Below are 24,148 nucleotides of genomic sequence, written 5' to 3'. Positions count from 1 at the left end.
GTTTCGTTACCAAAACCAACGCCCCCCCAGTGTCGCCCCCCACGGCTTCTCAATATGTTCCCCATTCGAGTAATCAAAGTCCGCATGCACCTGCCACTTCTCGGACATCGCCACTGCCACACCTGCGCCAAACTCGCCGCGTGTGCCTGACAGGTCATTGTTGAATACGTTGTCGTTGACCTTCACTTCATTATTCTTCGCAAACTCATGAGCGACCGCCATGCGCAGATAAGGCTGCGCAATACTGGCCTTGCCGAACTCGAAGTTACGGCCAACCGTAACGCCCGCCTTGCCGAGCAAGGAACGCGTAGTGTCGCCGTCGGCTGTCATGTCGTTGTCCAGGGTGTAGCGTTTGCCCTGAATTTGCACCGCAGACCATTGGGTGAACGGTTCGATGAAGTAGCCGTCGGCGAGTTTGAATTGCCGACCAAATTCCGCCGAAGCGCCGAGGCCCCAGTTGTCGTAATCACCCTTGGCGCGGGTGGCATCGCTGAGGTTAACCTTGGACTCGTTGCGGAACCGGTTGAACTTGAGCACACCGTCGAAGTAGTAGCCGGTGTCGGCGTCCAGCCAGGTTGCGTAGGGCCCAACGTAGTAGCTTTTTACGGTGCCCGTGGTGCCGTGATCGAGATTCAGATCCGACTTGCTCGTCCCCGCCAGCACACCGACCAGCCACTGACTGTCGCCGACTCGCGCATCGGCGCCCAGCGAGATCCCTTGCTGGTTTTGCTGATAGCCCACGCCCGAGCCATCAGCGACGTTGTATTGGCTGCCGTAGGTGCGCATCCAGCCGCCGGACTGTCCGCCGTTAAGACGCAGCTCGCCCATGCGGGTGCGCAGTGACGACTGTTCGCCATACCAACTGGTGACCGGGGTGTTGAACAGGGCCAGAATCGACTGAGCACCGGGGCTGATGACTTCAGTGGTCGGATCGAGGTACCACTCTTTGCCGCCCTCGGCATTGGTTCGACTGGCCAGGCTGTAAGACCAGGTGCCGAGATCCACCGCACGATTGCCCGTCAACGTAAAACTGGCGCCATCGGTGGTGCCGGTACGCACCAGTACAACCTGCTCGGGGGCTACCGCATCCAGCCCGGAGGCCGCGACGGCAAGCCCGTAATTCCCCGTCGATTGTCCAGCCACTATGAGTTTGTCACTCTCGCCGCTGACAAAATCGCCCTTCATCACAAACGTACCGGTGGTACCTGCCAACGTGCCGACGTTGAGTGTGTAATAAGTGCTGGTTGCCTCGGCAGCGCCAAACGTGACGCTGCCACCATTCATGGCCAACGTACCAATGTTGTCGTTACCCGTCAGCGTCCAGTTTGATTGGCTTTTGATGTTAACGCTGTTGACCTTGTCGAGACGCCCGGTGAGTTGCGACTGATTTTCCAGGGTGACCGACTCAGTGGTGTTTAACCCATCGACCAGTACGTCACCTGTCATCTGGCTTTGATTGAGCGTCAGATTGGCGGTGCTGTCATCGCTGATATTCAGGTTGCCGAGAAACGTGCTGTTGTTCAGCGCCATCTGCGTCGTCGAGTTACCGGCGACCCGGACATCGCCGGCGAGTTGACTTTGATCGAAGTTCAGATCGACGTGGCTGCCGCCCGCGATGTTCACATTGCCGGTGAGTACGCTGTTGTTGGCAAAGTTCACGGCCGTCGTGTCGGGCAGGCTATCGATCAGTACATCGCCTTTCATCTGGCTCTGATCGAAGGTCAGGCCAGCGCTGCTGTTGCCGGTGAAGCTGACGTTGCCTTCCAGATTGCTGCCGTTGGCAAACACGACGGTCGCGGTCGAGTCATTGACCAACACGTCGCCTGTCATTTGAGACTGGTCGAAGATAAGGTCGCCCTTGCTGTTATCTGCGATATCGATATTGCCGCGAAGTTCGCTGCGGTCAAGGTGCAGGGCAGTGGTGGAGGCTTCACCAACCAGCACGTCGCCCGCCATAAGACCATGTTGGAACGCGAGATTGGCCGTGCTGTTGTCAGCGACGTTCAGCTTGCCTTCAAGCGTACTGCCGACCACCTCCATCGTTACATTCGAAGCTTCCTGAACGTCCAGCAAGATGCCATTGCCGGAAAGCAGGCGCGTGTAATTAAGCACTTGAATATGAGAGGTCACCCCGGATGTCGCGAGGATCGCCGCGCCGGTCTGTCCTTGCACCTGGACATTATCAAGAATCACGTTGGCGCCGTTGCCTATGCCTTGAGTGTCGGGCCGTAAGCGAATGCCATGCAAACCACCCATGATGCTGCCGCCTTTGGCATGCACTTCTCCCCCAAAGGAATTCAGGCCCACCCCCGTCGCCGCAGTGGCCGTGAGGTGAGTATCGGTCATGACGGTCGTGCTGCCGCCGGACGTTTCGAGCCCTGCCGTTCGGCCAGTGATCTGGCTACCACTGATTACCGCGCTGGAGCCGGTGGGGCTGCCCGCCACCCGATTGACCGACATACCCATACGATCACCCGTCACAATGGCATCGGTCAGACTGGCACTGGCGTTGGTGACGGATACGCCGGCGTTGCCGGATCGTCCGGCATAGGTTCCACCTACTGCGTTAAGAACGGATCCGCTGTTTATTAACACCTCGAACGTATTGGCACCGTTGGCATTCAATACACCGCCGTTGCGTGCGAGGTAGTTGTCCTGCGCCGTAGTCTGATCAATATTCAGCGTTTCGCCCGCTTCGATAAAGGTCGCTGCACACACTAGGGGGCTTGAAGAAAAAATGGGGACCAAGGTTAACCAGATAAAGTTTTTACTGATCAATCCTAACGAAAATTGAGGTGTACAAACGCCCATGAAACCTCCTTGAAACTTTCAGAAGACAAGCCTTCCCACGAATCAGATGATTAAAACGAGCGCACGATACAAGGAATCAGGTAATTACTCTGTAGGACTAATCTTAAGTTAAGCAAGAATTCACCTCCGCAAATGTAAGAAATTGACAGACGACAAAGCCCCCCGCCTGTCAACTTCAAAATGCACACAAAATATTTAAGGAAGAGGGCAGAAACCACCTTCATTATTGATCATTACAACCCTGACCTTATGTGACCCTCCCGATCGATCATGGCCATCAATCTCAGCGACATAGCTGATTTCCCCTTCTCCATCGCCGATCGTTTTCAGCGCTGTTTCGAACGGCAAATAAACCTCAAACCCAAGAACATGCTCTAGCCCCTTCAGCTCTTTTTCAAACAGAAAATCCTCAATGGGATCAGCATCTGGATCCGAGGACTTACCAACCCACTTGAACTTTAATTTCATGTTCGGTGCAAAATCCGTATCACCGTCAACCTTAACGATGGCACCCCAGCCCACCACCGGAATACTACGAAGTGAACTGCAGTTAAGGAACTCGCGATTGGCAGGATTGGTGTACAGATTCAGAATCTTGGGAGCTGGCAAGACGATTGGAATAATATAAGCGTCCACCGCGGTCGGTGGCGACGGGTTTTCATTGTCACCATTTGCCGCTGGGTTGGAAATAACATACCGCGCCGACTTAATACCATTACCACTGTCCAGGAACACTGCCTTGGGCAGTTTGAAAGGAATTTTAAATCCTGCGGCCTCCGTCCCGTCAACCTCGTATTGCCCGTTGGGCGGTGGCACCTTAACGCCTTCCCAGACAAGATCGACGATATCGCCGTCCTTGTAACCGGTGTAAATAGTCAGATCAATATCAATATCATTGCCCACGTCCGCTTCTACCAACTTGTCATTGCCGGTGCTGCCTTTGACAATCAGTTTTGTCAGGTTCGGATTGCCCAACTCCGGATCGGGCTCAGGGTTAACCGGACCTGCAATAGACAAGTCAACATTGAGGGGCACTGCGGTTCCTTCGGGATAAGGTTTGCCTTCCCGTAAAATCTCGTAAGTAAGCGTTACGTCTTTCGGTCCGGGATCGGTACCCTTCACAACCAGAAACGGCACATCAACAATCACTTCAGTCTTACCGTCAGTGGGTTGAAGTGGTTGAGGCTTCCCATCAAACGTTACGCGAACGGCGTCCCCTGGAATGCCATTATCAAACACCGGAATGACGACCCCTAACGAGGGAAATGCATCGTCCAGATCTATCAGATCATCATCTTCATGTAATGGAACCTTTGCAGGCTTCAAAGCACTTGGGGTGGGTCGAAGCTGAATGGTGAATGCAAACGGATTGGATGACGGCCCGATATTGCCGACCCGATCTTCGTATTTACAGTAAAAAATATGCTGGCCTTCACCCATCGTTTCGATAATGTTTTTTTCAATTTTTATTTCAATGGGTAACGTCGTGTCTTCGACAACTTTATAAAAACCCACCGGCACACCAGGGTCGCTCTTCCCATAATATCCGTTGTAAATATCACCTGGCTTAATATCACCTGGGGCATCAAGCGTCATGGTGATGCCATCGAGGTCAGCCAGAATATCTCGTGTCACCAGACCATCAACAACTTCAACCGGAGGAGTACCCGGCGTAGCGGGTAATCCAAAACCGGGAGCCGTAGTATCGATAAAAAATATCAACGATTCTGATTGACTGTCATTACCCCCGTATTCGATTTTGTAAGACAAATTGAACAACCCTGACGTCGTCGTAAAGGCTCCGCCCAATGTCATTAGAAATGGATTGTCTGGCACCATTGGAAGGTCTACCCATCCCCCAAACGGTACCCCGTCTTTACAAAGGGAGATAAATGTTTCATCGGGTTTTGCGCCAGGAGGAACTTGCACATCATTAAGTTTAACGGGGCAGTCTTTCCCCTGAAGGATAACTGGCAACTTGTGAATATCGTCCCCCGCGATCGGGCCCAACATCCCTTCAACTTGCGGCGCCGCACCGGCTGTCAATAAAGACTTACGCAAGGCACTCAACTGTTTGCGAGAAGATTTTTTTGCCGCCGACAACTCTTTCAAATAAGTCATAACCGTTCTCCTGATCAAATAGACGCGCCAAGTCATTTGCTTCCACTACTGATTGACGAAGCGGACTCGGCATTCACTGCATTACACGATTTGAAACTGCTTCAGTTTTCCTGACACACATCATTAGTTGGCGAACAGATGTCGCCGCTGGGCATAGTCCGGTTGATGATGACAAAGTCCGGTCGAGACGTTCCGCGCCCGCCTCCTGACTTACGCAATTTGTAATACACCAGTGCGGAACCGTTATTGACCATGGGGGCGATCAACCTGTCGTAATCCGCAACAACAATATCGATGTCTGTGCCAGGCACCCGTGTCGGCAGCGGGTGTTCAATTTCCCGGCAAGTTCCGGGAATAGGACGTGTACCGTTGGGCCCCGCGCATCCCTGCCATATAACAATGAGCGTATCGCCCTGCTCGATATTCGGGTCGGCGGGAATTCTTACCGTGACGCCCTCCCACAATCGGGGTCTGGCGCAACAATGGAGCACGCCTTCCTTTCCGGCATGGGGAAACAGTGGTTCCTTCATGTTGTCGATGACGACAATGTCGACCCTGACATGGGTCGGTAGCGACTGTTGCTGATTCACTCCGTTGTCGGTGGTGTAGAACACCGGCAAGGCCGGATTCTTTTTATCGCTGTCGATTACATGCCACGGCACGATAAAGGAGATCGGTTGACCGGCCACATCGCCAGGCTGAACTTTGTACTGAGCAACAGCCCCTGTGTAACTGCCCCAGTGAAGTTCCAGCAACTGTCCCGCTTCGGGTGCGTCGTACAGCGTCAGTGACACAGTGGCCGGGAATCCGTGATCCTCAGTGAGCAACGTGTTGAGGGTGGCTGAATGCTCCCCATACACCTCAACCAACGCGAGGTCTTCATTAATCAGGGCGGGTGCCTTGTCATGATCCTGGCCCGCCAGCGTCAGGTTGACTGCGACCGATATCTCTGGCGAAGGCCTTCCGTACGCCGCTCCCTGCCTTATTTTGTAGTAAATCTTTGCTCGAAATGGCCCGTCGCCTCTGTCGTGCAACGCCGGCCAGGGCACGGGAGCTTTCAACGGAAAACCGGCAAGATCCACGGGAATCTCGGCAAGCGCGATACCGTCCCAGAAAACCGCGACCCATTGCGCGGAATCCGCAAGGTCGTATTGATCGATCTCAACAAACAGCCCGTCCCGGGCCTGCTGCCGGTCCACCAGACCTCTGGCGGACAGCGGAACCCTTGGAGGTGGCAGGGCACCGGGAGCGGGAGTCAGATCAACATTGATCGGCGAAAGAAAGGAGTGTCGCCCTTCATTCCCCGCGCGATCTCTGAGGAAGTAATAAAGGAAGCGTTTACCCGCGCCACCAGCACGAATTTCATCGGCGTACACCGTGATGTTCAGGCGTTTCGCGGCGATGTCTTCGGCACTGAATTCCTGCTCACGAACCGGGGTCTCGGTGTCCGGAGGGTCTTGCTCCGATGTCCAGTAATACACTGCCCGATCGCCGCTTTCGGCGTCGATATACCAAGGCACCAGCACGTTGACCTCACCCTCTTGCTCCAAGAAGATTTCGTCGACAGTGCCGCCCAATTCGGCGGGGAATATCACGGCCCCTGGCTTGTTGCCGAAATTGGGCTTGTTGGTATCGATCGTCAGGGTTTTACGGTCTCCGGGATTCGGATTACTGCCGTAAATGGAGACGCGGATCGCCACTTCATACACGCCGTGCGACAGAAGATCCCGGGGCACATAAAGGGTTTGTGGCCAGCTGATGGGGTCGCTGGTCGGGTACCAACGCTCATCGACGTTATTGAAGACCCCGCCTTTGGGCATAAAACCCAATTCAACAAGGTCGAGCTCACCCGGTGCCATTCCTTGGCCGAAGTCTTCGAAGGTCACTGCCAGCCTGTCACCCAACGCTGTCAGCGGCAGCAATCCCCTGGGATCATCCGGATCGAGCACAGCGGGGACTTTGGGTGCTTCCATCGCGGCAGCTATTTCAGCGAGGCCATCGATCGGCGGCTCGGCAGGATGTTCATGCTTGTCCATTTCCCGGCCTTCCCTTATGAAAGTTGCGGAGCGGCGCGATTTGCGCCGTCACTGCATGGCTTCATTTAATGCGCGAGGGCAGGTTCTGACTACTGTCAGAAATTACAGGTTTTGCGACCGTTCGTCGGAGAACTGCCCACATGAGCTTCCTCAGACGCCGGGAATATCATTGAGATCCATTATTTTCAGACGTAAAAAAACCCGCCCTCCCTCTCAACCGGGAGCGCGGGTTTTGTCGTTTCAGCCTCGGATCAGACGGTATCGACCTTCAACGAATGATCGTTGAGCATGCCGGTGATGATCGTCGCCGTGTCGTGCCCGCTGGCAATCATCCCGCCGGCCCCCGGTGTTACACCGTAGTGGCTGGCGAGGTTGACGCCGGCCAGGTCGATGGTCTGGTTTGGCGTGGCACCGGCCATGGCGCTGACGTCGATGCTGGTGAGCACCGACGCGCCCGTGCCGGTGACGGTGAAGTGCAGGTAGTCATCGAGCGACGCCGTGGTGCCGTTTTCACCTTGCAGCAATTGCGACAGGTCGAGCTTGTCGGTGCCGGGGGTGAAGTCGGTGATGGTGTCGTGGCCGCTGTTGCCCTTGAGGTACTGGAAGGTGTCGGCCCCTGCTCCGCCGGTCAGGGTGTTGTTGCCCAGGCCGCCGATCAGCAAGTCGTCACCGCCGCCACCGTTGAGGATGTCGTTGCCCAGCCCACCATTGATCACGTTGTTATTGTTGTCGCCGGTTAACGTGTCGTTGAAGTTCGAGCCGACGAGGTTTTCGATGCCCGTCAGGGTGTCAGTTCCCGCACCGAGGGTGTTTTGCGCACTGAGCAGGCCGAGGTTGACCGTGACGCCGGCAGTGGCGTGGGCATAGCTTGCCGTGTCCGTGCCGGTGCCGCCGTCCAGAATGTCATTGCCCGGGCCGCTGTAGAGCAAATCGTTGCCGGCGCCGCCGTGCATTTCATTGTTGCCGGAGCCTGCGGTAAGCACATCGTTGCCGTCGCCGGCGTTGATGATGTTGTTGCCGGTGCCGGCGACCAGGATGTCATCGCCGGAGGTACCGGTGAGGGTGTGGCCATCCTGATAGCTGATGCTGACGTTGGCAGTGTCGCTGCCGCCATGGTTGTCATTGGCGGTGTAGGTGCCGTTGAAGTCCGGGGTGATGTCGTGGGCCCCGGCGTAGTTGAGGGTCATGGTCAGTTGGTAGTTTTCCGCCGCCGTAGTGTTGCTGCCACTGGTGTTGGTGATGTTGGTCACGTGGATCTGATACGTACCGTCAGCGCTGGCGGTAATGGTGCCGCCGTCAGCAATGGCGGTGAACGCGCCACCATTGAGCGAGTACTCCATGGTGATGTGACCGGCCGCCAGATTGTGATCCAGGTTCAGCGTTTCGCCCTGTTTCAGTTTGACTGTGATCAGGTCTTCGTCGTTGGCATTGGCGGTGGTGACGGCGCCGAGGTAACCGCTGACCACCAGCACGGCGGTCATCGCTGCGGTGTTGGCCGCGAACGTATTGCGCACATCGGCGAGGCTTTGGTTGGCGGCGGTGTTACCGGTGCCGGCAAAGCTGATCGCGCCGGTGCCGGTGAAGTCCGCGCCCTTCGCCGCCCAACCGGTATTGAACGTCGTCGGCGTGGCGTTGAGCGTATCGCCATTCGGATCGGTGTCGTTGGCCAGCAGCAATTCGCCCGGCACCACGACGTTGCTCGACAGCACGTTAGTGATGACGTGATCGTCCGCCGCCACCGGAGGCGCGTTGGGGATCACTTTCACGGTCAGTGTCGAGCTGGCGAGGTCGCCGTCGTTGTCGCTGACGGTGAAGCCGATGTTCTCGGTGATCACCACGGCGGTGGTTTTCTGCGAAGTGTAGGTGTAGTCGCCGGTGTCGAGGTTGACCACCAGCGTGCCGCCATTGTTGGTGGCGATGCTCACCGAGTTGTTTACGGTGTTGAACGTGCCGTGGTTGGTGCCAACCGTCGCCGTCAACGAACCCTGACCGCTAAGGGCTTTCGGATCGTAGGTGTAGGTGGTGCCGTCGACGACGATGGTTTTGATAAAGCCGCCATCCGCGCCGAACGTACCGCCCTCGCCCAGCAACGAACCGGTAACCGGCGCGCCGACCACGGTACCCGAAAGCACCGAGTTGAGTTGGTTGAGATCTGTCACCACTACAGCGTTGGTGTTGGTGTGGGTGATGCCGTCGTACGCCACTGGATCGAGGTTGGCGTTGCTCACGCCGCTGCCCAGACCGATCGCGTAGTTGCGGATGTTGTTGGCGTCGAGGAAGGCTTTCAGCGCGGTTTCATCCGCCGTGCCGATTTCCTGGCCAGTGGTCGGTTTACCGTCGGAGAAGAAGTAGCCAACATTCTGCGCGCCGGTGAGTTTGCCCGAGGTGTTGAACGCAGTCTGCATGGTCGCCACGGCGGCGTCGTAGTTGGTGCCGCCGCCCGCGGTCAAACCCGCCAGTATCGTCTTGGCAGTGGCGATATCGACCCACACCGAGGTGCGATCGGTAGCGCTGCTGCTGAAGGTCACCAGTTGCACTTTCACGTCGCCGAGATCGTCGTACTTGTCGAGCAGCGCACTGATGGCCTGCTTGGCCAGCGCCAGCCGCGACAGACCCGGCACGCCGGAGGCGTCGGCCATACTGCCGGAGATGTCGAGGACGATCAGCAGGTTGGAATCGATCTCCACCGCCGCCACCGAACGATCGGAAGCCACGGCTTTTGGCACGTCATCGACGATGTTGACGACGATGGTGCTGGTGGTGCTGTTGCCCAGCGCATCGGTGGCTTTGTAGGTGAAACTTTCGCTGAGGGTGTTCGCGCCGTCGTTGGCGTTCGGCGAGGTTTTCGGCGCCGAAGTCAGCGTGTAGGTGTAGGTGCCGTCGGCATTCAGCTGGATCTGCCCGTAGCTGCCGGTGGCGCTGCCGACCAAGGTGTAAGTCAGCGCGCCGCTGCCGCCGGTGACCGCGCCGACCAGCGTGCCCGTCGCGGTTTCGCCGGTGTTGGTTGGGTCGCTGCCGGTGACCGTGCCGGCGGCCAGATCCTGGCCATCCTTGGTCAGGTCGAGGGCTTTTTCGTAGACCGTGACGTCCTGATCGACCGAGGCAATCAGTTTGCTGTCGGCGACGTTGATGGTGATGGTCGTGGTGCTTTCATCGCCGTCGCTGTCGCGGATGGTGTAGGTGAAAGTGTCAGTCGCGCCCGCAGGGCTCACTGAGTTTGGGTTGCTGTGATAAACGGCGTTGCCCGCTGCGTCGAGGGTCAGGTAACCGAAGTTGCCGTTGATGTTGCTGTTGAGCCCGCCGATGGCCGATGTGCCGGTGTTGCTGCCGGCGCGCACGCCGACCACCGCCCCGCCTGTTGCTGCGCCATCGGCGCCGGTGACGTCATTGCCCAGCACGCTGATGTTGACGGTACCGCCCTCGGCCACCGAGCCGGTGTCGGCCTTGGCGGTCGGCAGGTCATCGATGATGTTGACGTTGATCTGGCCGTTGGCGGTGCTGCCATCGGTGTCCGTCGCCACCACGTTGAAGTTCTCGGTGAGGCTGTTGGCACCATTGGCGTTCGGGTGGGTTTCGTTGTCGACCAGGGTGTAGCTGTAACTCACGACACCGGTGGTCGGGTTGTAATTGGTGATGGTGAAGGTGCTGCCCAGCGGCGAAACCACCGATTGCGGGAAGCCTGCGGCGACACCGTTGGTCACCACGGCAATGCCGCCGACCGTCAGGGTTTGCAGGCCGTCGAGGGCGGTCACGGTGAAGGTGCCGCTCTGGGTCAGCAAGGCTGTGTTCGGGCTGGTGCCGTCGCTGAGGTTTTTCTCGTAAACGGTGAGTTCGCCGCCGTTGACGTCGAGGCCGTTGAGCACCACCGGATCGTCATTGTTATGGATGTTCAGCACCAGATTGGCGGTGCTGACGTCGCCATCGGCATCGGTCAGGGTGTAGGTGAACGTCTCGGTGCCGTTGCCACCGCCGTGCAGATTTTTGAAGTCAGCATCGCTGGTGTCCAGCGTGTAGGTGTACGAGCCGTCGGCGTTGAGCACCAGTTTGCCGTAGGTGCCGGTGAAGGTGCCGGGGGTAATCGGCCCGCTCGCCACCACGTCGGCGCCTTGCACATCGTTGGTCAGCACGTTGCCGGTGAGGGTCAACAGGCTTTCCGAAGCGCTGTTGGCGTTGCCGTCGTTCACTGCATGTGGCACGTCGTCGACGATGCTGACGACGATGGTGCTGGTGACGATATTGCCCAGCGAATCGGTGGCCTGATAAGTAAAACTTTCGGTCAGGATGTTGGCGCCGTCGTCGGCATGCGGCGTGGTGGTCGCCGGCGATGTCAGGGTGTAGGTGTAGGTGCCGTTGAGGTTGAGGACGATCTGTCCGTAGTTGCCGGTGGCACTGCCGACCAATGCATAGCTGATCGCGCCGACCGCGCCAGTGACCGAGCCGACCAGGGTGCCGGACGCGGTTTCGCCGGTGTTGCTCGGGTCGCTGCCGGTGACCGTACCGGGGGCCAGATCCGCGCCGTCCTTGGTCAAGTCGAGCGCTTTCTCGAACACGGTCACATCGGTGTCGCTGGTCGCATACAGTTTGCTGTTGGCGACGTCGATGGTGATGGTTGTGGTGCTTTCGTCACCGTCGGAATCGCGCACGGTATAGGTGAACACATCCACCGCGCCCGGGCCGTTCACCGCATTGGGATTGCTGTGGTAGACGGCGTTGCCATTGGCATCCAGGGTCAGGTAGCCGTAGGTGCCGTTGATGTTGCTGTTCAGCCCACCGAGGGCCGAGGTCGACGTGTCGGCGCCGGCACGCACGCCAACCACCGCGCCGGTCGCCGCCGGGCCATCGGCGCCGCCGATATCGTTGTCGAGCACATTGCCACTGACGGTTCCGCCCTCTGCCACCGACGCGGCATCAGGGTGGGCGCTCGGCAAATCATCGACGATGTTGACGTTGATCTGGCCGTTGGCGGTGCTGCCATCGGTGTCCGTCGCCACCACGTTGAAGTTCTCGGTGATGCTGTTGGCGCCGTTGGCATTCGGGTGGGTTTCGTTATCGACCAGGGTGTAGCTGTAGCTGACGACACCGGTGGTTTCGTTGTAACCGGTGATGGTCAGCGTGCTGCCCAACGGCGTGGTGATCGATTGCGGGAAACCTGCGGCCACGCCACCGGTCACCACGTTGATGCCGCCGACGGTCAGGGTTTGCAGACCGTCGAGGGCAGTGACGGTGAAGGTGCCGCTCTGGGTCAGCGCCGCAGTATTCGGACTGGTGCCGTCACCGAGATTTTTCTCGTAGACCGTCAGTTCGCCGCCATTGACGTCGAGGCCGTTGAGCACCACTGGATCGTCATTGTTATGGATGTTCAGCACCAAGTTGGCGGTGCTGGTATCGCCGTCGGAGTCGGTGATGGTGTAGGTGAAATTCTCGGTACCGTTGCCGCCGCCGTGCAGATTTTTGAAGTCGGTATCGGTGGTGTCGAGGGTGTAGGTGTACGTGCCGTTGGCGTTGAGCACCAAGGTGCCGTAAGTACCGGTGAACGTACCGGCGGTCACCGGCCCGCTGGCGACACGGTCGGCGCCCTGCACATCGTTGGTCAGGACGTTGCCGGTCAGCGTCAGTTGGCTTTCCGACGCCGTGGTTGTATTGCTGTCGTCCAGCGCTTTAGGCAGGTCGTCGACGATGTTGACGTCGAGGGTCGCGTTGGCAGTGGTGCCGTTGTCATCGACAACGGTGACGGCGAACTGCTCTGGCAGATTGTTTGCGCCGTTCGCGGTTGGGTGCGCTTCGTTATCGACCAGGGTGTAGCTGTAACTGACGACGCCGGTGGTTTCGTTGAAACCGGTGATCGTGAGCGTGCTGCCCAGAGGCGTGGTGATTGATTGCGGGAAGCCTGCGGCTACGCCGTTGGTGACGACGGCAATACCGCCAACGGTCAGCGTGGTCACGCCGTCGAGTGCGGTGATGTTGAACGTGCCGCTTTGGGTCAGTGCGCCGGAGTCTGGTGCGCTGCCGTCGCTGAGGTTTTTTTCGTAAACAGTCAGCTCGCCGCCATTCACGTTGAGGCCGTTGATGATCACCGGGTCGTCGTTGTTGTGGATCTGCAAGACGAGGTTTGCGGTGCTGGTATCGCCATCGGAATCGGTGATGGTGTAGGTGAAGTTTTCAGTACCGTTGCCGCCACCGTGCAGCGCTTTGAAATCGGCGTCGGTGGTGTTCAGCGTGTAGGTGTAGGTGCCGTTGGCGTTGAGCACCAATGTGCCGTAAGTCCCCGCAAAAGTACCGGCGGTGATTGGCCCGGCATTCTCGCCAGTGACCACACGGTCGGCGCCCTGCACATCGTTGGTCAACACGTTGCCAGTTAGCGACAGATTGGTTTCCGAGGCGGTACCTGCGTTCGAGTCATCCACAGCTTTTGGCAGGTCGTCGATGATGTTCACATCGAGCGTGGCATTGGCGGTGGTGCCGTTATCGTCGACGACGGTGACGGCGAACTGTTCTGACAGGTTGTTTGCGCCGTTGGCGGTTGGGTGCGCTTCGTTATCGACCAGGGTGTAGCTGTAGCTGACGACGCCGGTGGTTTCATTGAAACCGGTGATGGTCAGTGTGCTGCCCAATGGCGTGGTGATTGATTGCGGGAAACCTGCTGCTACGCCGTTGGTGACGACGGCAATGCCGCCCACGGTCAGCGTGGTCACGCCGTCGAGTGCGGTGATGTTGAAGGTGCCGCTTTGCGTCAATGCACCGGAGTCTGGTGCGCTGCCGTCGCTGAGGTTTTTCTCGTAAACGGTGAGTTCGCCGCCATTCACGTTGAGGCCGTTGATGATCACCGGATCGTCGTTGTTGTGGATCTGCAAGACGAGGTTTGCGGTGCTGGTATCGCCGTCGGAATCGGTGATGGTGTAGGTGAAGGTTTCGGTGCCGTCACCGCCGCCATGCAATGCTTTGAAATCAGCATCAGTGGTGTTGAGGGTGTAGGTGTACGTGCCGCTGGCGTTGAGCACCAATGTGCCGTAAGTCCCCGCGAAAGTACCCGCTGTGATCGGGCCGGCATTCTCGCCAACGATCACACGGTCGGCGCCCTGCACATCGTTGGTCAGCACGTTGCCAGTGAGGCTGAGATTGGTCTCCGAGGCGGTGCCGGTGTTGCTGTCATCCACAGCTTTTGGCAGGTCGTCGATGATGCTCACATCGAGGGTCGCATTGGCGGTGGTGCCGTTGTCATCGACGACGGTGACGGCGAACTGCTCAGGCAAATTGTTCGCGCCATTCGCGGTTGGGTGCGCTTCGTTATCGACCAGGGTGTAGCTGTAACTGACGACGCCGGTGGTTTCGTTGAAACCGGTGATGGTCAGTGTGCTGCCCAATGGCGTGGTGATTGATTGCGGGAAGCCTGCGGCTACGCCATTGGTGACCACCGCAATACCGCCGACTGTCAGGGTAGTCACGCCGTCGAGTGCGGTGATGTTGAACGTGCCGCTTTGAGTCAGTGCACCGGAGTCTGGTGCGCTGCCGTCGCTGAGGTTTTTCTCGTAAACGGTGAGTTCGCCGCCGTTAACATCCAGACCACCGATTACCACTGGATCATCGTTGTTATGGATCTGCAAAACGAGGTTCGCGGTGCTGGTGTCACCGTCGGAATCGGTGATGGTGTAGGTGAACGTCTCGGTGCCGTTACCGCCACCGTGCAGCGCTTTGAAATCCGCATCGCTGGTGTTCAGCGTGTAGGTGTAAGTGCCGTTGGCGTTCAGCACCAAAGTCCCGTAAGTCCCCGCAAACGTACCGGCGGTGATCGGCCCGGCAGTCTCGCCAGTGGCCACGCGGTCGGCGCCCTGCACATCGTTGGTCAACACGTTGCCAGTGAGGCTGAGATTGGTCTCCGAGGCGGTGCCGGTATTGCTGTCATCCACCGCTTTTGGCAGGTCGTCGATGATGTTCACATCGAGCGTGGCATTCGCGGTCGTGCCGTTGTCGTCGACGACGGTGACGGCGAATTGCTCTGGCAGAGTGTTCGCGCCATTGGCGTTCGGATGCGCTTCGTTATCGACCAGGGTGTAGCTGTAACTGACCACGCCGGTCGCCGCGTTGAACCCGGTAATGGTCAACGTGCTGCCCAGCGGCGTCGTCACCGATTGCGGAAAACCAGCCGCGACACCGTTGGTGACCACAGCAATACCGCCGACGGTCAGCGTGGTGACGCCATCGAGTGCCGTCACCGTGAAGCTGCCATTTTGCGTCAGCGCTGCCGAATCAGGTGAACTTCCCAGGGCCAGGTTTTTCTCGAAAACCGTCAGCTCGCCGCCCGCAATATTCAAACCGCCGAGGGTCACCGGGTCGTCGTTGTTGTGGATCTGCAAAACCAGATTCGCGGTGCTGCTATCGCCGTCCGAATCGGTGAGGGTATAGGCGAAGGTTTCGGTGCCGTTGCCACCGCCGTGCAGCGCTTTGAAATCGGCGTCACTGGTGTTGAGCGTGTAGGTGTAAGTGCCATTGGCGTTCAGCACCAGGGTGCCGTAAGTGCCGGTGAACGTGCCGGGCGTCACCGGGCCAGTGGCCACGCGATCCGCGCCTTGCACATCGTTGGTCAGCACGTTGCCGGTCAGCGTCAGCAAGGTTTCCGAAGCGGTTGAGCTGTTACTGTCATCCACTGCGCGCGGCACGTCGTCGGTGATGTTGACGTCGAGCGTACCGGTCGCGGTATCGCCATTGCTGTCGCCGGCAACCACGGTGAATTGTTCACTGAGGTTGTTCGCGCCATCGCCCGCTGCGTGGGTGTCGTTGCCGTTGAGGGTATAGCTGTAGGTGACGACACCGGTGCTCGCGTTGTAGCCGGTGATGGTCAGGGTGTTGCCCAATTGCGTGGTGATCGACTGCGGGAAACCGACCGCTACACCACCGTTGACCAGGCTGATCCCGCCGACGCTGAGGCTGCTCAAACCGTCCGGCGCGTTAACGGTGAAGCTGCCACTTTGGGTCAGCGCTGCCGGATTGGCGGCCGAGCCGTCAGGCAGATTGGCTTCGTTGAGGTTCAGCTCGCCACCCGGCACGGACAGGCCGTTGAGGGTCACCAGGTTGTTGACCGGTGGCGGCACAATCACTGGTGTGTCGTCGCCGTTGTCGATCACCACGTTGTGGCGTTCTTCGGGGAATTCAGGAATGCCGCCGAACCCGGCGGTGGGGAAACCGATGATCGGATCAACCCGCCCGCCGACTTCCGTCAGCAAGACAAAACTGTGACCACCGCCCGCTTCACCTGGCGCGCCACCCGGAGCGTTTGGCCCGGCGGCAGTGGCTTCAGCGGTTTTCGACGGGTCATCACCGGCGGCGATGGCTTTCTGGATTTGCTCAACGTCGGTCAGTTGCGCTTCGCTCGGCGTCACCGCCTCGGCCGCGTTCACGTGCGCGGCTTGATCGGCGAGCAGTTGCCCGGACAGGGTCATGCTGCTGCCGCGCCCAAGGGTTAGCTCTTTGCCATTTTGCAGATGAACGGCAACGGCGCCTTCGGCTCCGGTGATCAATTGATCGCCGGCAAACAGCCGATCGCCTTCGACCAGCGCGCGCTTTGTGCCGTCCGCTGCCTGTGCGAAAACCTGACCAATGACTTTAGTGACGGTACCGATGAGCGTTGCCATGTGAATTCCTCCGCTGCCGACCACTGTCGGCACTGGTTAACGAAGTAGCCCATGGCTCAATCGGGTTGCCGTGGCGACGCTCGCGCCTTCGACAGTTCGTTCGCAGGTTGCGCCGTTCAGGAAACATCAGTGCTATCAAGCACTTGAAAACCCTGATCAATGCAGCATTCCCACGAGCGCTACGTAACGCCGGTGAATCACTCGAGTGACAAAAATCTGTCGCTCCCCAGCCGCTACGCGTCCCTCCCCTTCAGCAGTACTTCGCCGTATGTCGCAAAGTGAATGGAACTTTCCTCAAGCCTTTCTGCGCTCCCTAGCGCGCATAAAACAAAGGCTTTCGAGCTGAACAATGTGCCGGATTTTACAAACCGCATAAGTTTTTTTCGGAATAAGCCTTATGAAAATTTTTTCTTAGCTACGCTTCATTATGTTCTTAGCTCTGTTGTTACAAGAGTGAAACGCTTTCCACTAAAAATATCGTCAAATTTTTGGCGACAGTAACACACCATCAGGACTCAGGGAGATGCACCCATGCGCGTTTTAACCCCCCTCTGCAGCGCGGTTTTGCTGGCCATGGCTTGCACATCCCAAGCCCAGGCCATGAACCTCACCGAGGCGATCCAAAGCACCATCGCCACCCACCCGGAACTCGCTTCGCGCGTGGACGCACGCCTGTCGGCTGATGAACAAGTCAAAGTCGCCAAGGGCGGTTTCTATCCGTCCGTCGATTTGAACGCCGCGTATGGCCGTGGCTACAGCGACAACACCAACACCCGCGCCTTCGGTAACCACGACACACGAATTCTCAACTACACCCAGTCCGAGCTGCGTTTACGGCAAATGCTGTTCGACGGTTTCAACACCGCCAACGAGGTTGAGCGCACCAAAGGCGTGTCCAATTCGCGCGCCTACTACGCGCAAGGCACCGCTCAGGATCTGGCCCTGCGCACCATCGAGGTCTACCTCGAAGTGCTCAAGCGCCGCGAACTGGTGACCCTGGCCACGAACAACCTGCAAGCGCACTTGCGCGTCAACGATCAGATTGGCCTGCGCACCGAGCGCGGCATCGGCAGCACTGCCGACTCCGATCAATCGGTGGCGCGTAAAGCGCTGGCGCAAAACAACCTCGACACCGCGGAAGTGGATCTGGCGGATGCCGAGTCGAACTTCTTCAGCGTTGTCGGGCGCATGCCTGATGAACTGGAAGCCCCGGCCACGACCCGTGGCGAGTTGCCGACCACCCTGCCGGAAGCCCAGCAGAGCATGGTCGAAAACAACCCGTACCTGAAATCGGCGCAGGCCGACGTGCAATCGGCCGAGAGCCAATACGAAGTCGCCAAGTCGCCGTTCTACCCACGCTTCGACGCTGAAGCAGCGGTGGGCGCGAACAACAACGTGCAGGGCGATGAAGGTCACGACAACGAATGGCGTGTCGGCGTGATCATGAACTACAACCTGTTCCGTGGCGGCAGCGACAAGGCGCGACTGGCCTCCGATGCGCACCAGATCAATCAGGCGATGGACATCCGCAACAACGCCCTGCGTCAGCTCAACGAGAACATTCACTTGGCCTGGAACGCCATGCTCAACGCGAAGAAACAGACCCCGACCGCCCGCGAATACGCGGAAACCACCAAGCGTGTACGCGCCGCGTATCAGGATCAGTTCGGCCTCGGCCAACGCACCCTGCTCGACTTGCTCGACAGTGAAAACGAGCTCTACAACGCCAACCGTCGCTATACCGAAATCCGCTACACCGAGGAATATTCGATGTACCGCGTGCTGGCGAACATGGGCCAGTTGCTGAGCAAACAACGGGTGGTGCTGCCCGCCGATGCGATCGCCTCCAGCGAAGTGAAAAACGAAGCCCGCCTCCCAGAGCTGAAATAAATCCCCCCTGTAGGAGCTGCCGAAGGCTGCATGATCGTTCCCACGCTCTGCGTGGGAACGATCATGCAGCAGGGTTGATGTGGGTGTCCGAGCCAGTTCAAAGGAGCGATCAATATGACCAGCATGGAACCCGGTAACTCTGGGGTCGATCCGCGGCTGAGCTTCGATGATCCGTTACTCGACGGTCTGTTGATTCTCTGCAAACTGCACGGCGCGACAGTCAGTCGCGCCAGCCTGAGTGCCGGGCTGCCGCTGAACAAACAACGTCTTAGCCTGGATTTGCTGCCGCGCGCTGCTGCTCGTGCAGGGTTGCAGGCGCGGATGTTGCGCCGTGAACTGAAAGACATCTCACCACTGAACCTGCCGATTCTGTTGTTGCTCAACGACGGCCGCACCGCCGTGTTGCGGCGTTTTGGCGATGACGGCAAAGCGCTGATTCTGCCCAGCGAAGCCGATGGCGGCGAGCAATGGGTCAGCCGTGAAGAACTCACCGAACACTACAGCGGCCAGGCCTTGTTCGCCCGGCCGCGCCACGAACTCGAAGACCTGCGCTCACCGCTGGTGCCGCGCGTGCATGCGTGGTTTCGCGACACGCTGAAGCTGTCGAAATGGCTATACGGCGATGCGATTCTCGCCAGTTTCCTGATCAACCTGTTGGGCCTGATGGTGCCGTTGTTCGTCATGCAGACCTACGACCGCGTGGTGCCAAACCAAGCGACGTCGACCTTGTGGGTGTTGTCGATCGGCCTGTTGATCGGCACCGGTTTCGAACTGGTGCTGCGGGTGGTGCGTGCGCACTTGCTCGACACCGCCGGCAAGAAAACCGATGTGATCCTTTCCGCGACTTTGTTTGAACGCATCACCGGCATGTCGATGAAGGCGCGGCCAGCGACCATCGGCGGGTTTGCGCAGAGCATTCATGACTTTCAGGGTCTGCGTGAATTCCTCACCGCCGTCACCCTGACCAGCCTGATCGACCTGCCCTTCGTCGTTTTGATGCTGGTGGTGATCGGCCTCCTCGGCGGCTGGCTGGTGGTGATTCCGATGTTGGCGTTTCCGATCACGATCATTTTCGCTTTGGCGATTCAGGTGCGTCTGCGCGACACCGTGCAGAAAAGCCTGAGCCTCGGCGCCGAACGCCAGGCCGTGTTGATCGAAACACTCGGCGGTCTGGAAACCCTCAAGGCCTGCAGTGCCGAAAGCGAGCGCCAGCACAAATGGGAAAGCACCCACGGCGCCCTCACCCGCCTCGACAGCCATGCGCGCAATCTCTCGGCGCTGGCAACCAACGGCACATTGTTCATCCAGCAGTTCTCGGGGATGGCGACGATTGTCGCCGGGGTTTACAGCATCATCGCCGGCAACCTCAGCGTCGGTGCGCTGGTCGCCAGCTACATGCTCGGCAGCCGCGTACTCGCGCCGCTGGGGCAGATCGCCGGGCTGATCACTCGTTATCAGCAAGCGCAATTGACCATGAAAAGCACCGACGCGCTGATGTCACTGCCACAGGAACGCGACGGCAAACACCGGCCGCTGGAACGCACGCAACTGCAAGGCGCGCTGGACGTCAGCGGCGTGACCTTTCACTACAACGGCCAGAATGCGCCGGCCCTGAGCAACATCAGTTTCAGTCTCAAAGCCGGCGAACGGGTTGGCATTATCGGTCGCAGTGGCTCGGGTAAAAGCACCTTGGCGCGATTGGTCATGGGTTTCTATGAGCCAGAAGAAGGCCAGTTGCTGCTCGACGGTCTCGACCTGCGGCAACTGGATGTCGCGGATCTGCGCCAGCAAATCGGCTATGTCGCCCACGACCTGCCGCTGCTGGCGGGCAGCCTGCGCGATAACCTCACCCTCGGCGCACGCTACGTCAGCGATTCGCGGATGCTTGAAGTGGCTGAGCTGACCGGCGTCACCGAACTCGCTCGCCAGCATCCGCAAGGTTTTGATCGGCCGGTCGGTGAGCGCGGGCAATTGCTTTCCGGCGGCCAACGCCAAGCGGTATTGCTCGCGCGTTCGCTGTTGCTCGACCCGCCGATCATGCTCCTCGACGAACCCACCAGCGCCATGGACAACAGCAGCGAAGACATCCTGCGCCAGAAACTTCATGGCTGGGTGCAAGGCAAAACCCTGCTGCTGGTCACCCACCGCACCTCGATGCTGAGCCTGGTGGATCGGCTGCTGGTACTCGACAACGGCCGGATCGTCGCCGACGGCCCGAAAGAAGCAGTCATCGAAGCACTGCGCAAGGGCCGCGTCGGCTCTGCGGCGGTGTAGATGCTTAACCATAATTTATGGCTTACACAAAAAAGTGCCCTGCATTGCACAGAACCTGTGCCTTACACAAAACCTGTGGCGAGGGGATTTATCCCCGATTGGGTACGCAGCGCCCATGAGTTTTTTGGGGCTGCTGCGCAACCCATCGGGGATAAATCCCCTCACCACAGGAAAGCTTTTTGGCCACAGGAATTTTCTGTGCCCACCTGGGAAGTTCTCTGAACACAGGAAGCTCTGGGCAAAGGGAGGTTCTGTGGCGAGGGGAAGCTCCCTGGCCACTGATGGGTCATCCAGTTTGATGTTTCTTAATTGAGGGGTATCGCCCCATGTCGGCATCTTCAGATAGCAAATCTCGCGGCTACTTCGACAGTTTCGGCAAAAGTGCCGAAGCCGAGTTCATGCCGGAAACCGCCGGGGCCGCGTTGCAGGATTCGCCGCGCTGGTCGCGGATCACCGTGTGGCTGGCGGCGGGGCTGTTGATCAGTGCGGTGGTCTGGGCCAAATTCGCCGTGCTCGAAGAAGTGACCATGGGCGAAGGCAAGGCGATTCCGTCGAGCAAGATTCAGGTGATCCAGAACCTTGAGGGCGGCATCGTTACCGAGATCTTCGTGCGTGAAGGGCAAATGGTGAACAAGGGCGACACCCTGCTGCGTCTGGATGACACGCGCTTCCGTTCGAACAAAGGCGAGAGCGAGGCCGATCGTTATGCGCTGACGGCGCAGGTCGAACGGTTGTCAGCAGAAGCGGAAGGCCGGCCGTTCAAGCTCTCCGATGAAGTGGTCGCCAAAGCGCCGCAAGTCGCTGAAGACGAGCGCTCGCTGTATGACCAACGCCAGCGCCGACTGGCCAGTGAACAACGAACCCTCAGCGAACAACTGCGGCAGAAAACCCAGGAACTGGCGGAATTTCGTTCCAAGCAGGGCCAGTTCAGTTCCAGTCTGGCCTTGCTGCAGCAAGAAATGAACATGTCCGAACCGCTGGTGAAAACCGGTGCGGTGTCGCCGGTGGAGATCCTGCGATTGAAGCGCAGCGCGGTGGAGATCCGAGGTTCGCTGAACGCCACCACACTGGCCATTCCCCGCGCCGAATCGGCGATTGCCGAGATCCGCAGCAAGATCGACGAATCCGAACAAACCTTCCGCTCCGAAGCCGCCAAAGAGCTAAATGAGAAGCGCACCGACCTGTCAAAAATCACCGCGACCAGCATCGCCATCGACGACCGGGTCACCCGCACCACCGTGACTTCACCGGTGCACGGCGTGATCAAGCAATTGAAGGTCAACACCATCGGCGGCGTGGTGCAGCCGGGCAGCGACATGGTTGAAATCGTGCCGCTGGAGGACAACCTGCTGATCGAAGCCAAAGTGCGCCCGCAGGACGTGGCGTTTCTGCATCCAGGGCAGAAGGCGATGGTCAAGTTCAGTGCATATGACTACACGATTTACGGCGGGCTGAGCGCCAAGCTTGAGTTGATCGGCGCGGACACGATTACTGATGACAAGGGCAACAGCTTTTACCTGATTCAGGTGCGCACCGATAAAAACCATTTGGGCGGAGATGTGAAGCCGCTGCTGATTATTCCGGGGATGGTGGCGACGGTGGACATTATTACCGGCGAGAAGAGTGTGCTGGATTACCTGTTGAAACCGGTGTTGAAGGCGCGGACTGAGGCGATGCGCGAGCGGTAGCGATTATTGAGATTTGCGGTGATTGATCTGGCGCCTTCGCGAGCAAGCTCGCTCCCACATTTGGAATGCGATCCCCTGTGGGAGCGAGCTTGCTCGCGAAGAGGCCGGCACAAACAATGATTATCTATCGCCATGATTACGCTGAAAGGTCTCCTCCCCCATCGCCGCGATCTGCCCCTCGATCAACGCTTCAAACGGCTTGAGCAACGGTTCAAACGAAACCGGTGCCTCCAGCGTTTGCAATGCCTGCACAATCGCCTCAACCGTCGACAACGCCCCCGGCCCCGGGGCCTTGCGCAACCGATAGCGCGACACCCCGCCCTCGGCCAGCGTCACCCGTGGCAACGCCGCCAGCAGTGGATTGAGGTGCAGCATCTTGCGCGCTTTACGCCACGTTCCATCAGGCACCACCAGTAACAACGGCTCATCCGACTCAGCGTAAGCCTGCATCGGCTGCGCATCATCGGCGGGAAACAACAACCGCGCCCGATAGCCCGGCTGATTCAGCAGCGTCGGCAAATCCTCAAAAACCTCGCCGACAATCAACTCGGCATTGCTCAACCCCAACGCCGCCAATCGCGCGGTGTTCAACGCATGATTGACCTCGCTCGGATGCTGCAACAGCAACACCCGCGTGCGGCTGTCGAGGCTGGGGATCAGCGGGCACAGGCAATGGGTTTGTGGGCGCAGGCAGCGCGGGCATTGAGGTCTGGACATACTTCTTGTTCCTACAAGCTAAGCCTGATTGAGCTGTGCTTTGAGCAAATCACGGAAAGTCTGGATCAGCGGCTCGCGACTACGGCCGCGACGCATGATCATCGAGAACGGCGCCTGATAACCGAACGTCGCCGGCAGCAATACGCGCAAATCGCCCTTGTCAGCCCAGGCTTGGGCGTAGTGCTCCGGCAAGTAACCAATGTAGGCGCCGGACAACACCAGAATCAGCTGCGCCTCCATACTTTCCACGGTCGCGGCGCTGTGTTTGAAACCGTGACGCGCCAGCTCGGCCTGACTCCAATAACCACGACCGACCATGCGCTGCTGGGTGATGACTTGCTCGGGGATTCGCCGCTCGTTGAACAAAGGATGGCGGCTGCTGCAATACAACCAGTGCTGTTCGCGGTACAGCGGCATATAGACCAGACCGCTCATCCGTGTGGAGAACGCGCCGATGGCCAGATCGAGGCGGTTGTCCTGCACGCCGAGTTGCAATTCGTAGGGGCTCATCACCGATAAGTGCAAATGCACCGCCGGGTGTTCCTGACTGTAGCCGCCGATGGCTTCGGCGAACGGTAAGGCCTTGTCGCTGACCGTGGAGTCGATCACGCCGAGGTTGAGCGTGCCGCGCAATTCGCCCTTGAGCGCGGCAGCGTATTGCTCGAACCCTTCGAGTTCGGCGAGCAGGCGCAGGGTTTCCTGATGGAACAGCTCACCCTTGCTGGTCAGGCTGAACCCGCCGCGCCCGCGATGGCACAGCACCAGACCGAGCGCGGCTTCGAGCTGGCTCATGTAGGTGCTGATCGCCGAGGTCGACAGGTTGAGTTCCTGCTGCGCATTGGCGAAACCCTGATGGCGCACGACGCTGACGAAGATGCGCAATAGTTTCAGGTCGGGTAAAGCGTTGGCCATGCGGCTCTCCAAACATCGGACTTTTCCCCTGTAGGAGCTGCCGAAGGCTGCGATCTTTTGATCTTTGTTTTTA

Annotated in this window: 9 protein-coding genes; 3 read left to right on the top strand and 6 right to left on the bottom strand. The window is 58.8% G+C overall.

Going from position 1 to position 24,148, the window contains the following annotated elements:
• Positions 1–6 precede the first annotated feature (6 nt).
• From AD669_RS07160 to AD669_RS07145, 4 genes are all read right to left on the bottom strand, one after another.
• The gene (locus AD669_RS07160) at positions 7–2,718 is read right to left on the bottom strand and encodes an autotransporter outer membrane beta-barrel domain-containing protein (RefSeq protein WP_053118219.1); all 2,712 of its coding nucleotides are present in this window, start codon (positions 2,716–2,718) and stop codon (positions 7–9) included.
• A gap of 288 nt (positions 2,719–3,006) precedes the next feature.
• Entirely contained in the window at positions 3,007–4,932 is a 1,926-nt protein-coding gene (locus AD669_RS07155) for a hypothetical protein (RefSeq protein WP_053118217.1), read from the bottom strand.
• Between the two features lie 101 nt (positions 4,933–5,033).
• Positions 5,034–6,968: a hypothetical protein gene (locus AD669_RS07150; protein ID WP_082341403.1), complete on the bottom strand. Its 1,935-nt coding sequence runs from the start codon at positions 6,966–6,968 to the stop codon at positions 5,034–5,036.
• Between the two features lie 251 nt (positions 6,969–7,219).
• Positions 7,220–16,594 carry a retention module-containing protein gene (locus AD669_RS07145; protein ID WP_053118216.1) on the bottom strand — a complete coding sequence of 3,125 codons (9,375 nt, stop codon included), beginning with the start codon at positions 16,592–16,594 and terminating at the stop codon, positions 7,220–7,222.
• Between the two features lie 531 nt (positions 16,595–17,125).
• Between AD669_RS07145 and AD669_RS07140 the strand changes: the two genes are divergently transcribed.
• The 3 genes from AD669_RS07140 (at position 17,126) to AD669_RS07130 (ending at position 22,446) form a co-directional block, all read left to right on the top strand.
• Positions 17,126–18,484: a TolC family outer membrane protein gene (locus AD669_RS07140; protein WP_053118214.1), complete on the top strand. Its 1,359-nt coding sequence runs from the start codon at positions 17,126–17,128 to the stop codon at positions 18,482–18,484.
• 114 nt (positions 18,485–18,598) lie between these two features.
• Entirely contained in the window at positions 18,599–20,758 is a 2,160-nt protein-coding gene (locus tag AD669_RS07135) for a type I secretion system permease/ATPase (protein ID WP_053118212.1), read from the top strand.
• Between the two features lie 326 nt (positions 20,759–21,084).
• Entirely contained in the window at positions 21,085–22,446 is a 1,362-nt protein-coding gene (locus tag AD669_RS07130; RefSeq protein ID WP_053118210.1) for an HlyD family type I secretion periplasmic adaptor subunit, read from the top strand.
• A 120-nt stretch (positions 22,447–22,566) separates the two neighbouring features.
• On the opposite strand, the gene AD669_RS07125 is transcribed toward AD669_RS07130, so the two are convergent.
• A complete protein-coding gene (locus tag AD669_RS07125) occupies positions 22,567–23,163 on the bottom strand; it encodes a tRNA-uridine aminocarboxypropyltransferase (protein ID WP_053118208.1) in 597 nt (198 codons plus the stop codon).
• A gap of 18 nt (positions 23,164–23,181) precedes the next feature.
• Positions 23,182–24,075 carry a LysR family transcriptional regulator gene (locus AD669_RS07120; protein ID WP_053118206.1) on the bottom strand — a complete coding sequence of 298 codons (894 nt, stop codon included), beginning with the start codon at positions 24,073–24,075 and terminating at the stop codon, positions 23,182–23,184.
• Positions 24,076–24,148: the final 73 nt, after the last annotated feature.

This window comes from Pseudomonas sp. P1.31 (assembly GCF_001269815.1).
GTDB lineage: Bacteria > Pseudomonadota > Gammaproteobacteria > Pseudomonadales > Pseudomonadaceae > Aquipseudomonas > Aquipseudomonas rustica.
Note: the sequence above shows the minus strand (reverse complement) of the source record. Positions and strands in the feature narration are given on the sequence as shown.